10 protein-coding genes are annotated in these 13193 nt (G+C 73.9%); all 10 read right to left on the bottom strand.

The genetic code is table 11. The annotated features are described in order from the left end of the window. Positions 1-102: 102 nt before the first annotated feature. The 10 genes from QT381_RS02285 to QT381_RS02240 all read right to left on the bottom strand — a co-directional run bounded on the left by QT381_RS02285 (position 103) and on the right by QT381_RS02240 (position 12718). Positions 103-3087 (bottom strand): ATP-binding protein, encoded by a 2985-nt coding sequence (locus tag QT381_RS02285; RefSeq protein ID WP_289247069.1) that lies wholly within the window; start codon positions 3085-3087, stop codon positions 103-105. A 444-nt stretch (positions 3088-3531) separates the two neighbouring features. Beyond that, positions 3532-4917, bottom strand: a complete 1386-nt coding sequence (locus QT381_RS02280) for an ABC transporter permease (protein ID WP_289247068.1) — start codon at positions 4915-4917, stop codon at positions 3532-3534. Next, positions 4914-5675, bottom strand: coding sequence for an ABC transporter ATP-binding protein (locus tag QT381_RS02275; protein WP_289247067.1), 762 nt, complete (start codon positions 5673-5675; stop codon positions 4914-4916). The genes QT381_RS02280 and QT381_RS02275 overlap by 4 nt, the downstream gene beginning before the upstream one ends. A 208-nt stretch (positions 5676-5883) precedes the next feature. Continuing rightward, positions 5884-6546: a response regulator gene (locus QT381_RS02270; protein WP_289247066.1), complete on the bottom strand. Its 663-nt coding sequence runs from the start codon at positions 6544-6546 to the stop codon at positions 5884-5886. Next, the gene (locus tag QT381_RS02265) at positions 6543-8174 is read right to left on the bottom strand and encodes a sensor histidine kinase (protein ID WP_289247064.1); all 1632 of its coding nucleotides are present in this window, start codon (positions 8172-8174) and stop codon (positions 6543-6545) included. The genes QT381_RS02270 and QT381_RS02265 overlap by 4 nt, the downstream gene beginning before the upstream one ends. Before the next feature lie 441 nt (positions 8175-8615). Beyond that, complete coding sequence (era, locus tag QT381_RS02260; protein WP_289247063.1) at positions 8616-9521, bottom strand: GTPase Era; 906 nt, start codon at positions 9519-9521, stop codon at positions 8616-8618. Continuing rightward, positions 9518-10795: a hemolysin family protein gene (locus QT381_RS02255; RefSeq protein ID WP_289247062.1), complete on the bottom strand. Its 1278-nt coding sequence runs from the start codon at positions 10793-10795 to the stop codon at positions 9518-9520. Before QT381_RS02255 ends, era begins: the two co-directional genes overlap by 4 nt. Before the next feature lie 7 nt (positions 10796-10802). Then, positions 10803-11264, bottom strand: a complete 462-nt coding sequence (gene ybeY / locus QT381_RS02250) for an rRNA maturation RNase YbeY (RefSeq protein ID WP_289247061.1) — start codon at positions 11262-11264, stop codon at positions 10803-10805. 4 nt (positions 11265-11268) lie between these two features. After that, entirely contained in the window at positions 11269-12234 is a 966-nt protein-coding gene (locus tag QT381_RS02245) for a PhoH family protein (RefSeq protein WP_289247243.1), read from the bottom strand. An 88-nt stretch (positions 12235-12322) separates the two neighbouring features. Beyond that, on the bottom strand, positions 12323-12718 hold the full coding sequence (locus QT381_RS02240) for a histidine triad nucleotide-binding protein (RefSeq protein WP_289247060.1): 396 nt from the start codon (positions 12716-12718) through the stop codon (positions 12323-12325). Positions 12719-13193: the final 475 nt, after the last annotated feature.

Raw genomic sequence — 13193 nt, 5'->3', positions numbered from 1 at the left:
GCGCCCCGGTCGCCCCCGCGACCGGGGCGCGTCGTCGTTCCCGGCGGGGGTCCGGCTCAGGTGAGCCGGTCGAGCGCCTCCGCCGCCACGGAACCGCCCGGCTCAGGTGAGCCGGTCGAGCGCCTCCACCGCGAGCGGCCGGCTGAGCGTGCGGCGGGTGCGCTCGATGCCGCGCCGGCTCGCGGTCGCCTCGATGCGGATGACGATCGGATGCGTGGCATCCGTCACCCCGGTCAGGGCGCTCGCGACGTCCACCGCCTCGAGCGCGCGCCGCACGTCGCCGCGCTCGAGCGCCACGAGCCCCGCGACGAGCGCGACGGAGCCCATCACGGGCTGATCGTGGCTCTCGACCGCCGATCGCGCCGCCGACCGGGCCGCGGCCTCGGCGGCATCCAGATCGCCTTCGAGCACGGCGCACCAGGCCTCGTCGGCGAACAGCAGCGCGGCCAGCTGGTGCGGCGCCCGCTCGAAGGTCGGCTCGAGCCGGTCGGGCGAGTCGATCGAGTCGAGCTGCTCGCGCGCTGCCACGGCGTCGCCGCGCGCGAGCGCGACACTCGCGAGCGTCGCGCGCGCCTGCACGAGGGTGCGCGCGTGGCCGCCGTCCTGCGCGGCGGCGAGCAGCTCGCGGGCGCGTCGCTCCGCCTCGTCCGTCCGGCCCAGGCGCGCGAGCAGGTCGATCGCCGTGCCCTGCAGCTGCGCGAGGTCCCACGGCGGGGTGATCCGGGCCATGTTCCCCAGCGCGCTCTCGCACAGGGCGAGAGCCTCATCGAGGCGGCCGGTGAGCCGCAGCCACTCCGCCCGGAACTGCTGCGCGATCGCGAGTCCCCACGAGTCGCCGAGCTGCTCGAACGCGGCGAGCGCGACGGCGGACTCGGTGCCGAGCGTCGTCATGTCGCCGCGGTTCTGGGACAGCACCGCCGCGAACAGGTGCAGGAACGCGGTCGGCCACGGGCGCAGCCCCAGCTCGTCGACCGCCGGGAGCTCGACACCGTTCGGCCAGTCGCCCTCGGCCGCCGCACCCGCGAACGCGTCCACGACGACCGGCACGAGCTGGAGCAGGTCGGACCCGCCGTCGTCGCCGCGCGCGTCCTCGGCGATCGCGCGCAGCACATCCGCCATCTCCGGATCGACGGCGTCGGGCGGCGCGCCCTCGGTCATCGCCGCGAGGATCGGGCCGAGGCGCGCGAGCATCCGCCCGGCCGGCGTGTCGACCTCGGGAGCGAGCGCGACGATCGCCATGAACGATCGGGCGAGCTCCTCGCGCTCGCGGATGATCGACGCCCACATGCACGACACCATGAGGTCGACGGCGGCCTGCGGCGCGGGCAGCGACGCCGCGACCCGGAGCGCCTGCGAGACGTTGTCGTCCTCGGCGTCGAACCAGGCGAGCGCGTCGTGGATGCCCGGACCACGGATGATGTCGTCGGCGTCCGCCGCGCACGCCGCCATCCGGTCCACGAACGCGCGCCGGGCCGCATCCGTCTCCCCCGCGGTGTCGAGCACGTCGAGGCCGTACTCGCGGATCGTCTCGAGCGCGCGGAACCGGCCACGCGAGCGCTGGAGCAGAGACCGGTCGACGAGCGCGTCGAACACGCCCGGGTCGTCGACGCCCATCGACGCGGCGACGGGCGCGGCATCGGCCGCCGCGACACCGCCCGGATAGACGCTCAGCCAGGCGAGCGCGCGGCGCTCGTCGGCGCCGAGCAGGCTCCAGCTCCAGTCGATCATCGCGCGGAGGGTCTGGTGGTGCGGCAGGGCCGTGCGCGGTCCGGTCGTGAGCAGAGCGAAGCGCGACTCGAGACCCGCGAGCACCTCGTCGAGCGTCATGGTGCGCAGCCGGGCTGCCGCGAGCTCCAGCGCGAGCGGCAGCCCGTCGAGGCGCGCGCAGATGCGAGCCGCCGTCGCGAGGTCGCCGAGCGGGGCGCCCGTCGCCGCGACGGCGCGGTCGCGGAACAGTCGCACGGCGTCGTAGTCCTCGGGATCGCCCGTCTCGTCCCCCTCGGGGTGCGGCAGCGGGCCGATCGGAACGAACGCCTCCCCGGCGACCCCCAGCGGCTCGCGGCTCGTCGCGAGCACGCGCAGGTCGGGCAGCGCGGACAGCAGGTCGGCGACGACCTCGGCCGCCTCGGCGACGACGTGCTCGCAGTTGTCGACGACGAGGAGCACCAGACGCCCGGCGAGCGCGTCGATCACGCGGCCACGCAGCGGCACCGGGTCGCTCGACTCCGTGCGCACGGCGCGCCCGGTCGCCGCAAGCACGGCCGCGAGCACCTCGCCGGCGCCCACCGGGGCGAGCTCGACGAGCACGGCCCGCCCGGCGCCGCGCGTGGTCTCGACGGCGAGGCGCGTGGCGCCGCGCGCGGTCTCGATGGCGAGGCGCGTCTTGCCCGAGCCGCCCGGGCCGAGCAGCGTCACCAGGCGCCCGCGGTCGAGCTGCGCCGCGATCGCGCCGCGCTCCGCCTCACGACCGACGAGCTCGGTGAGCGGCACCGGGATGGCGCGATCGGATCCGGTCGGCGCGGCATCCGGATCCGGCCGTGCCGCGATGGCGGCGAGCGTCGCGCGATCGCGGGCCACGTCGGCGGCCACCCAGTCGAACCCGTCCGAGGGCAGCCAGGGCTCGCCCGTCCAGCGCGCGAGGGCGGCGGCCGCCTCGGACGCGAGCGCTCCGGTCGCGGGCGCCCCGGCCGCGGGCACTCTGGACGCGGGCACTCCGGACCAGGGCGGCCCGGACGCGAGCGCTCCGCCGACGTGACCGGCGGAGCGCGACGCGGCATCCGCGGCGTCCTGCAGGGCGAGCACGTCGACATCCGCCCGCTCGATGCGGAGGCGATAGCCGCCCGGCGTCGACTCGATCACGCCGGGCGGCAGCTGCGCCCGCAGGCGGGAGACGACGGACTGCAGCGCCGCGCGCACGTTCTCGGGCGCGTCGAGACCCCAGACGTCCTCGGCGATGGCGCGGTAGCCGACCGCGTGGCCGGCGTCGAGCGCGAGGCGGAACAGCACGGCGAGCTGCATCGCGCCCGTCACGACGACCGGGGCGCCGTCGTGCTCGATGCGCAGCCCCCCGAGCGCGGCGATCTTCACGCCCCCACTCTATGGAGCGCGGGGGTTCGGAAATTCAGGAGTTGCGCATCCCGCGGCACTCGGCTGCGCGGGAGCGGCCGCTCCGCGGCGCGTAACTCCTGAGTTTCCGAACCAGCGCGTCATCCGAACCTGCGGGCGCGGCACCCGAACGGGCGGGGCATCCGAATCTGCGGGGCGGGTCGCATGGCCCGGCGGCCCGTCCGGGCGGGACGGGCCTGCGCGGCAGGTCGCGCGGCCCGGCGGGGCGTCCCGGCGGGGCGGGCCTGCGGGAGGGTCGGGCGGCGAGGCGGGCCGTACCGAGCACGGCCGGCCTCCGGGTGCCGCGGGGGTTCGGAAATTCAGGAGTTACGCATCCCGGGGCGCCTAGCCGCGGGGCAGTCGCCGCGCGGCGGCGCGCAACTCCTGAGTTTCCGAACGGGCGGGGCACCCGAACGGGCGGGCCGGTCAGTCGACGGCGAGGGCGCGCACCGGGGCGACCCGGGTCGCGCGGCGGGCCGGGGCGACCGAGGCTGCGAGGCTGAGCACCGCGCCGAGCGCGACGATGACTCCGACCGCGACGAGCGGCACGGCCGGGGCCACGATGCCGGGCGAGCCCGAGATGCTGCCGAGCAACGACTGCGCTCCGACCCAGCCGTAGAACGTGCCGAGCAGCAGACCGAGCACGACCGAGGCGATCGTGAGCTGCGCGCTCTCGGCGACGACCATCCGTCGTACCTGGGCCACACTGAAGCCGAGCGCGCGCAGCAGCCCGAGCTCACGGGTGCGCTGCAGCACGGTGAGCGAGAGGTTGTTCACCATGCCGATCGCGGCGAGCAGCGCACTGAAACCGATGAGCACCTCGAAGACGACCGAGATGGTGTCGAGCGTCGGATCGACGCCCTCGTAGGTGCGCGGCTGGGCAGCGTTGGCAGCGTGCACGAGCGCGCGGAAGCTCTCGATCGTGACCGAGAACGTCGTCACGAGGGTCACGCCGATGACGAGGCCGATCGTCGTGCGGGTGCTGCGCTCCGGGTAGCGCACGGCGTTCTCCGCCGCGAGCCGCGCGGTCGCGCCCCGCCCGAACAGACGACCGACGACGCGCAGCGCACGGGGCATGATCGCGCCCGCCGCGGCGACGACGCCGCTGAACGACAGGATGCCGCCCACCACCCCGATGAGCACGCCCGCGGGGGAGACGAGCCCGACGAGCATCCCGAACACGAGCACCGCGTCCCCGGCGAGGAACAGCACGAGCCCCGCCACGTTGCGGCCGAGTCGGCGCGTCGTCTCGTCGAGGCCGCGCTCCTGCGCGGCGCCCGTCGCCTCCATCGGCGAGACGCGCAGCACGCGCCGCGACCCGACCCAGGATGCCGCCCACGTCGTCGCGACCACGGCCACGATCGGCAGCGCCGTCACCGGTTCGACGAAGCGGTAGCCGAGGTCGGGCAGGCCGAGGAACGCGACGCCCGCGGCGACGAGCGCCATCGCGGCGAGCACGCCGACGGCCGCGCCCACGAGCGATCCGACGATCCCGACGAGCAGACCCTCACGCGCGACGGACCGTCGCTGCGCCCTCGCGCTCGAGCCGATGAGGCGGTACAGCGCGATCGTGCGCGAGCGGCCCGCGACCACGGTCGCGAAGGTGTTCGCCGTCACGAGCGCCGCGACGTAGAGCGCTATCGCGAGGAACACCAGCGCGATGAAGGTCAGCACCGCGCGCACGGTCGGGCTCGCCGAAGCCATCGGGTCGGCACTGATCATCTGACTGAGCACCCCGGTGACCGCGAGCAGGCTCACCCCGAATGCGCTGCTGACGACCGCCACGAGCACGCTCGCCGCGTGACCCCTCACGACGCCACCTCCATGCCGAGCATGAGCGCGGAGACCTGCTCTGGCGTCGACGGGCCGCGGTCGTCGACGACCCGTCCGTCGGCGAGGAACAGGATGCGGTCGGCGTAGCTCGCCGCGATCGGGTCGTGCGTGACCATGGCGATGCTCTGCCCGAAGTCGCTCGCGGCGCCCCGCAGCAGCGCGAGCACCTCCCGACCCGTCCGCGAATCGAGGTTGCCGGTGGGCTCGTCGGCGACGACGAGGTCGGGGCGCGTCGCGAGGGCGCGCGCGATCGCGACCCGCTGCTGCTGGCCGCCGGACAGCTCGTGCGGTCGATGCGCGAGTCGATCGGTCAGCCCGAGCCGCGCGACGAGGCCGTCGATGCGAGCCCGCTCATCCGTCGTGGGCCGGCGTCCGTCGATCTCGAACGGCAGCTCGATGTTGGCGAGCACGTCGAGCGTCGGCACGAGGTTGAACGCCTGGAACACGAAGCCGACGCGCCGGCGGCGCAGCTCGGTGAGCCGCGTGTCGTCGAGCCGGGTGATCTCCGTGTCGCCGAGCCAGGCCTGGCCGCTCGTCGCGGTGTCCAGGCCGGCGAGGATGTGCATGAGCGTCGACTTGCCTGAGCCGCTCGGCCCCATGATCGCGGTGAACTCCCCGCGACGGATGCCGATGGTGACGTCGTCGAGAGCGGTCACGGCGTTCGGGCCGGTGCCGTACGCCTTGCCGAGGTGCGCGACCCGGGCGACGAGGCCGAGGTCGGATGTCGTGATGTCCATGCTGCGACGCTAGGGAACGCGCTGGGTGCGACGGATCGGGCGGAGGGATGGTCCGCGTCCGTCGCGAGGATGACCCCGCGCCCGCGGCGCGTGCGGAAATTCAGGAGTTGGGGCGCGGCACGGCCGGGATCCGGGGCGCACTCCGCTCGGCGGCGACGCAACTCCTGAATTTCCACACGACCGGAGAACAGAGGCCGGCCCGGCGCGGTCAGTCGAGCAGCGCGTGCTCGTACGCGTAGACGACGAGCTGCACGCGGTCGCGCACGCGGAGCTTGCCGAGCACGCGCGAGATGTGCGTCTTCACGGTCGCCTCGCTCACGAACTCGCGCGCCGCGATCTCGGCGTTCGACAGGCCCCGCGCCGCGAGCAGGAAGATCTCGCGCTCGCGGGCCGTCAGCTCCGCGAACGCCGTCGGTGCGTCGGGGCGCTGCGGCTCGCCGAAATGCGCGAACAGCTCGCGCGTCTGCGCGGCGGCGATCACCGACGTGCCGGCGTGCACGGTGCGGATCGCTGCGAGCAGGAACTCGGGGTCGGCGTCCTTGAGCACGAATCCGCTCGCGCCCGCGCGGATCGCCCGCGCCGCCGCCTCGTCGAGGTCGAACGTCGTGAGCACGATGACCCGCGGCGGGCGGGCGACCGGCCCGTCGGGCGCGAGGACGCGGGCCGTCGACTCGATGCCGTCCAGGACGGGCATGCGGATGTCCATGAGCACGACATCCGGACGCGTCGCCACGATCATGTCGACGCCTGCCCGCCCGTCGCCGGCCTCGCCGACGAACTCGAGGTCCGGCTGCGAGCCGACGAGCATGCGGATGCCGGCCCGGAACAGCGCCTGGTCGTCGACGAGCGCGACGCGGATCGAACGGGTCACGACGCTGCTCCGGGGGCGGGCCTCGACGCGGGCCTCGACGCGGCTCCCGGCGCGAGCCTCGACGCGGCTGTCGGGGCGGCTCCCGGGGCGACTCCCGGGTCGGATAGAGGGGCGCTTCCCGGGACGGGCACCGACGCGGCTCCCGGGGCGGCTGGCGGGGCGGCTCCCGGGACAGGCCCCGCCGCGGCTCTCGGGGCGGCTCCCGAGGCGGCTCCCGAGGCGGCTCCGGGGACGGCCCCCGAAGCAGGCCCGGGCGCGGCTCGCAGGCCGGCTCCTGAGGCGGGCCCCGGGGCAGCTCCCGGAGGGAGCGGCGGGACGGGCGCCGCCGCCGGCAGCGTCGCGCTCACCAGGAACCGTCCATCATGCGGACCGGCCGTGAGCACGCCGCCGACGAGCTGTGCCCGCTCGCGCATACCGTCGATGCCGTGGCCGGCGTGCGCGGAGCCGACGTGCGCCGCGGGCGCGCGGCCGGCCTGCGCCGCGGGCGCGGAGCCCGCGGGCGCCGCAGGCGCGCGCCCGGCGGGCGCGGCCGCGGGCGCGAGGCCGGCGCTCGACCGCCCCGCGCCGAACGGGACCGCCTCGCCCGGGCCGGGGACGGCATCCGTTCGCAGCGCGCTCTCGACGGCGACCACGACGCTGCCGCCGGTCCAGGTGAGGCGCACGAGCACGGGCTTCGCGGCGTCCCCGTGGCGGAGGGCGTTGGTGAGCGACTCCTGCACGATGCGGTACACGGCGAGCTGCGTCCCGGTGCCGACGGCGAGCGGCTCGCCGACCACCTCGTGCCGGATGTCGAGACCGGCCTGCCGCAACTGCCCGATGAGCCGGTCGAGGTCGGCGAGCATCGGCTGCGGGCCCGCCGCCTGGCTGTGCCGCAGCTGCGCGAGCAGCACGCGCACGTCGGCGAGCGCGTCCCGCGCGGTGGCCGAGATCGTGGTGAGCGCGGCATCCGCGGCGTTCGGATCGGCGCGCATCGCGTACCGCGCGCCGTCGGCCTGCGCGATGACGACGGCGAGCGAGTGCGCGACGACGTCGTGCATGTCGCGCGCGAGGGCCACGCGCTCCTGCTCGACGCCCACCTCGCGCTCGGCCCGTTCCCGCTGCAGCACCGCGGCCTGCTGCGCGGCGCGGCTCTCGCGGGCGAGGGCCCAGGTGCGCCAGAGCAGGCCGAAGGTCCAGCTGAGCACGAACACCGTCGCCGCCACGACGAACCCGACGACGAACGTGAACGCTGCGCGCGGCAGCTCGGCGACGAGCGAGCCGTCGAGGAACAGGATGTTGCCGAGCGTGACCGACAGCGACGCGAGCACCGCGCCCGCGATCGCCGAGGCGAGACCGAGCCAGCGCAGCAGCCGGTCGCCGTAGCGTGCCGTCGTGAACAGCACGGCGGGGATCGCCGCGTTCGAGAGGTCCGGCGGCAGGTTCAGCACCACCTGCAGGAGGGCGCCGACCCAGACCAGGCCGAGCGCGATCGCGGGCGAGAGCCGACGGATGCCGAGGGCGGCCGCCATGAGCACGATCGCGACGAGCGTGCCCGCCTCGCCGACCGAGAACGTGAAGCGCGCGAGCACGCAGAGCGCGGCGAGCGACAGATCGACCGCGAGCTGCACGGGCGTCAGTCGGCGGATCATGCCTGCCACGGTAGGCGGTCGCGGGCGGCCGCCGGGTGCTCGGCGATGGTCGATCGTCCGCTCGGCGCGGAAATCATCCCCTCGATGTACACGCCGGAGAGCCGGTGCGCGCGCCGGAGAGCCGGTGCGCGCGCCGGAGGTTCGGAAACTCAGGAGTTACGACGCCCGGCCGCGCGACACGCCGACCGGCCGGGCCGGTGCACGACGCAACTCCTGAATTTCCGAAGGGACGCCGCTCGCCGGGGGCTGGGGCGCCGGGGGCTGGGGCGAGGAGCAGCAGGAGCAGCAGCAGGAGCAGCAGCAGCAGCAGCAGCAGCAGGAGGAGCAGTCAGAAGCAGGAGGAGCAGCAGGAGCAGGAGCAGCAGCAGGAGCAGCAGCAGCAGCAGGAGGAGCAGTCAGAAGCAGGAGGAGCAGCAGGAGCAGGAGCAGCAGCAGGAGCGGTCAGAAGCCCAGGCGGCCGAGCTGCTTCGCGTCGCGCTGCCAGTCCTTGGCGATCTTCACGCGCACGTCGAGGTAGACCCGGTGTCCGATGAGCTTCTCGATCTCGGCGCGGGCCGCGGCACCGACGTCGCGCAGGCGCGAGCCGCCCTTGCCGATGATGATGCCCTTCTGGCTGTCACGCTCGACGAACAGGTTCACGTACACCCGCGCGAGCGTCTCGTCGGAGAGGTCGAGGTCGTCCACGGTCACCGCGATCGAGTGCGGCAACTCGTCCTGCACGCCCTCGAGCGCGGCCTCGCGCACGAGCTCGCCGATGCGCGCCTCGAGCGTCTCCTCGGTGACGGTCTCGGCCGGGTAGAGCGCGGGCGAGACCGGGAGCAGGGCGATGAGCTGCTCGACGAGCGTCTCGAGCTGCACGCCCTCGACGGACGAGATCGGCACGATGTCGTCCCAGTCGCGCAGTGCGCTCACCGCGAGCAGCTGCTCGGCGACGCGCGCCCTGCCGGCCGCATCGACCTTCGTCACGATCGCGACCTTGCGCGCCCGCGGGTAGGCGTCGAGCTGCTCGTTGATGAACCGGTCCCCTGGCCCGAGCTTCTCGTCGGCCGGCACGCAGAACCCGATCACGTCGACCTCGGCGAGGGTGTCCTGCACGACCTGGTTGAGCCGCTCGCCGAGCAGGGTGCGCGGCCGGTGCATGCCGGGCGTGTCCACGATCACGAGCTGGCCGGAGGGCCGGTGCACGATGCCCCGGATGGCACGGCGCGTCGTCTGGGGCTTCGAGCTCGTGATCGCGACCTTCTCGCCGACGAGCGCGTTCGTGAGCGTCGACTTGCCGACATTCGGGCGCCCCACGAATGTCGCGAACCCGGCCCGGAAGTCGGGAACGGATGCGGTGTCGGTCATGCGGTCTCCTCGCGTTCTGCCGCGAACGCGGCCTCGGCATCCGTCAGCTCGGGCCCGCGGTGGACGATCACCGAGACGACCCGGCGGCGTTCGATCCGCTCCGCGCGCAGCACGAGACCGGATGCGGTCGCCTCGTCCCCGCGCGCGGGCAGGCGCCCGAGGGCCTTCGAGAGCAGTCCCCCGACGCTGTCGACGTCGTCGTCGTCGAGCTCGAGGTCGAACAGGTCGCCGAGCTCGTCGACGGGCAGCCGGGCGCTCACCCGGAAGACGCCGGGCTCGACCTCCTCCTGCTCGACGACCTCCCGGTCGTACTCGTCGCTGATGTCGCCGACGAGCTCCTCGATGAGGTCCTCCATGGTGACGAGGCCGGCGATCGCGCCGTACTCGTCGACGACCATCGCGAGGTGGTTCGCGTCGCGCTGCATGATGCGCAGCAGGTCGTCGGCCTTCTGCGACTCCGGCGCGAACAGCGCCGGGCGCACGACCGCGACGACGCGTCCCGCGGGATCGCGGCGAATGAGGTCCTTGAGGTAGGCGATGCCGTGCACGGTGTCGAGGTCGTCGCCGACGACGGGCGCGCGCGACACGCCGCGCTCGAGCAGCAGGTCGAGCGCGTCGCCGACGGTCGCGTCCTGCTCGACGACGATCATGTCCGGCCGCGGCACCATGACGGCGCGCACGACCGTGTCGTTGAACTCGAAGATCGAGTGGATGAGCTCGCGGTCGTCCTCCTCGAGCACGTCGAGCTCGGTCGCCTCGTCGACCATCGACAGCAGCTGCTCCTCGCTGGAGAACGTCGCGGTGCGGTTCGTGCCCGGCGTGACGCGGTCGCCGAGGGCGACGAGCGCGTTCGCGAGCGGGCCGAGCACGACGCGTCCGCCGTGGATCACGGGCGCCGCGAACGCGAGCACGCCGCGCGCGTGCGCCCGTCCGACGCTGCGCGGGCTCGAGCCGACGAGCACGAACGACGCGCCGATCATGATGAGCGCGGACACGAGCAGCGACCACCACCACGCGTCCGGGAACACGGATGCGAACGCGAGCGTCACGAGCACGGCCGCGGTCGTCTCCGACACGACGCGCATGAAGTTGACGGCGTTGAGGTGGGTGCCGATGTCCGCGGCGATCGCGAGGATCGACCGGCGCGACCGGGCCGTCGCCGCGAGCTCGACGAGGTCGATGCGGCTCGAGACCGTCAGCGCCGCATCCGCCGCCGCGAGCAGCCCGCCGACCGCGATGAGCAGCACCGCGACGACGAGGAAGATCGCGACCATCGGGTGCCTAGCGCTTGCGCTCGTCGAGCGCGAAGCCGAGCAGCAGGTCGCGCTGCAGGCCGAACATCTCGCGCTCGTCGTCCGGCTCCGCGTGGTCGAAGCCGAGCAGGTGCAGCAGCCCGTGGGTGGTGAGGAGCAGGCACTCGTCCATGAGCGAGTGGCCCGCGCTCTCGGCCTGGGCCTGTGCGACCTGCGGGCACAGCACGATGTCGCCGAGCAGTCCCGCGGGGGTCAGGGCGTCGTCCGTGCCGGGCCGCAGCTCGTCCATCGGGAAGCTCAGCACATCCGTCGGTCCCGGCTCGTCCATCCACTGCACGTGCAGCTGCTCCATGGCGGCCTCGTCGACGAGCACGATCGCGAGCTCGGCGTCCTCGTGGACGCGGAGCTCCTGCAGGGCGTAGCGCATCATCCGGTGCAGCGCGGTCTCGTCGACCTCGACGCCCGACTCGTTGGTGATCTCGATCGACATGGGGCTATCGGGTCCGCTTCTTGCTCGGGAGTCGGTTCGCACGGGCGAAGTCGCGCGCCTGCTGCTGCGCGTCGTACCTCGTGTAGGCGTCGACGATCTGGCCGACGAGGGTGTGCCGCACGACGTCCGCCGACGTGAGGCGCGCGAAGTGGATGTCGTCGACGCGGTCGAGGATCTTCGTCACGAGCTGCAGCCCGCTGGCGCCGACCGGCAGGTCGACCTGCGTGATGTCGCCGGTGACGACCATCTTCGACTCGAAGCCGAGCCGGGTGAGGAACATCTTCATCTGCTCGGGCGTCGTGTTCTGCGCCTCGTCGAGGATGATGAACGAGTTGTTGAGCGTGCGCCCGCGCATGTAGGCGAGGGGCGCCACCTCGACGGTGCCCGACGCGAGCAGCTTAGGCACGAGCTCGGGGTCCATCATCTCGTTGAGGGCGTCGTAGAGCGGCCTGAGGTAGGGGTCGATCTTGTCGGTGAGCGTGCCCGGCAGAAAGCCCAGCCGCTCGCCCGCCTCGACGGCCGGCCGGGTCAGGATGATGCGGTCGACCTCCTTGCGCTGCAGCGCCTGCACGGCCTTCGCCATCGCGAGGTAGGTCTTGCCGGTGCCGGCCGGGCCGATGCCGAACACGATGGTGTTGCGGTCGATCGCGTCGACGTACGCCTTCTGCCCGAGCGTCTTCGGACGGATGCTGCGCCCGCGGCTCGTGAGGATCGCCTGGCTGAGCAGTTCCGCGGGGCTGCCCTCGCCCCGGCCGAGGATGCGCGCGGACTGTGCCACGTCGACGGGCGCGAGTTCGCGTCCGTCGCGCACCATGACGACGAGCTCGTCGACGAGCGTCTTCGCGGCGGCCACCGTCTCGGCCTCCCCGGTCAGGTGGATCTCGTTGCCGCGCACGTGCACCGACAGGCCCGGGAACTGCTTCTCGATGGTGGAGAGCAGACGGTCCTGCGGGCCGAGCAGCCGCACCATGGCGACGCCGTCGACGGCGATGTCGGCCGTGACCTCGGCGGGCGCGATCGGGACGGGGGACAGCGGGCTGTCGCTGGAGGCGGGTTCTCTAGAGGCCAAGGGATTCTTCCGTGAGCGGATCGGCGGAGCGCGGAGCGCCGAGCACGTGCGCGTGCACGTGGAAGACGGACTGCCCGGCGCGCTCGCCGGAGTTGAAGATGAGCCGGAACTCGCCGTCGGTGAGCTCGTCGGCGAGCTGCTGCGCGACCTCGACGACGTGCGCGAGGAGCGCCGAGTCGGCCTCGGCGAGCTCGGCGACCGTGCGGTAGGCCTGCGTCTTCGGGATGACGAGCAGGTGCACCGGGGCCTTCGGCGCGATGTCGCGGATGGCGATGACCTGGTCGGTCTCGAGCACGATGTCGGCCGGGATCTCGCGCGCGATGATGCGCGTGAAGATCGACGGCTCGGTGTCGAACGGCGCGCCGATGGTGGGGTCCTCGCTCATGCCGTCGATTCTACGAGGCGCCCCGGACGCGCGACCGGGCTGTTCGCGGTGAGCGCGCGCGCTGCTCGGGGAGCGCCGACTCCGCTGGTCGAGGAGCGCCGCGACCGCAGGGAGCGCCGCGTCTCGAGACCACCCGATCAGCCCACCATCCGTAGTGGTCTCGAGACGCGAGCGACTTCGTCGCGCGCTCCTCGACCAGCGGGGCGCGCGCGCGCCGACCAGCGGGGCCGCCGCTCCCGACCGCACGACGAGCACGAGCGCCCCACTCCGCAAGGGACCCCTCCCGCTGGTCGAGGAGCGCCGCGACCGCAGGGACCCCTCCCGCTGGTCGAGGGACCCCTCCCGCTGGTCGAGGAGCGCCGCGACCGCAGGGAGCGCCGCGTCTCGAGACCACTCGACCACTCGAACACCCCACCATCCGTAGTGGTCTCGAGACGCGAGCGACTTCGTCGCGCGCTCCTCGACCAGCGGGGCC

The sequence above is a fragment of the Galbitalea sp. SE-J8 genome, from assembly GCF_030345695.1.
Classification (GTDB): Bacteria; Actinomycetota; Actinomycetes; order Actinomycetales; family Microbacteriaceae; genus JAUASV01.
This window is presented reverse-complemented; position numbering and strand designations above follow the sequence as displayed.

Bases quoted from the DNA above. Each gene is read 5' to 3' on its own strand.
- QT381_RS02265 (WP_289247064.1), bottom strand. From the start codon at position 8,174: ATGATCCGCCGACTGACGCCCGTGCAGCTCGCGGTCGATCTGTCGCTC.
- QT381_RS02240 (WP_289247060.1), bottom strand. From the start codon at position 12,718: ATGAGCGAGGACCCCACCATCGGCGCGCCGTTCGACACCGAGCCGTCG.
- QT381_RS02275 (WP_289247067.1), bottom strand. From the start codon at position 5,675: ATGGACATCACGACATCCGACCTCGGCCTCGTCGCCCGGGTCGCGCAC.
- QT381_RS02245 (WP_289247243.1), bottom strand. From the start codon at position 12,234: ATGGTGCGGCTGCTCGGCCCGCAGGACCGTCTGCTCTCCACCATCGAG.
- era (WP_289247063.1), bottom strand. From the start codon at position 9,521: ATGACCGACACCGCATCCGTTCCCGACTTCCGGGCCGGGTTCGCGACA.
- QT381_RS02255 (WP_289247062.1), bottom strand. From the start codon at position 10,795: ATGGTCGCGATCTTCCTCGTCGTCGCGGTGCTGCTCATCGCGGTCGGC.
- ybeY (WP_289247061.1), bottom strand. From the start codon at position 11,264: ATGTCGATCGAGATCACCAACGAGTCGGGCGTCGAGGTCGACGAGACC.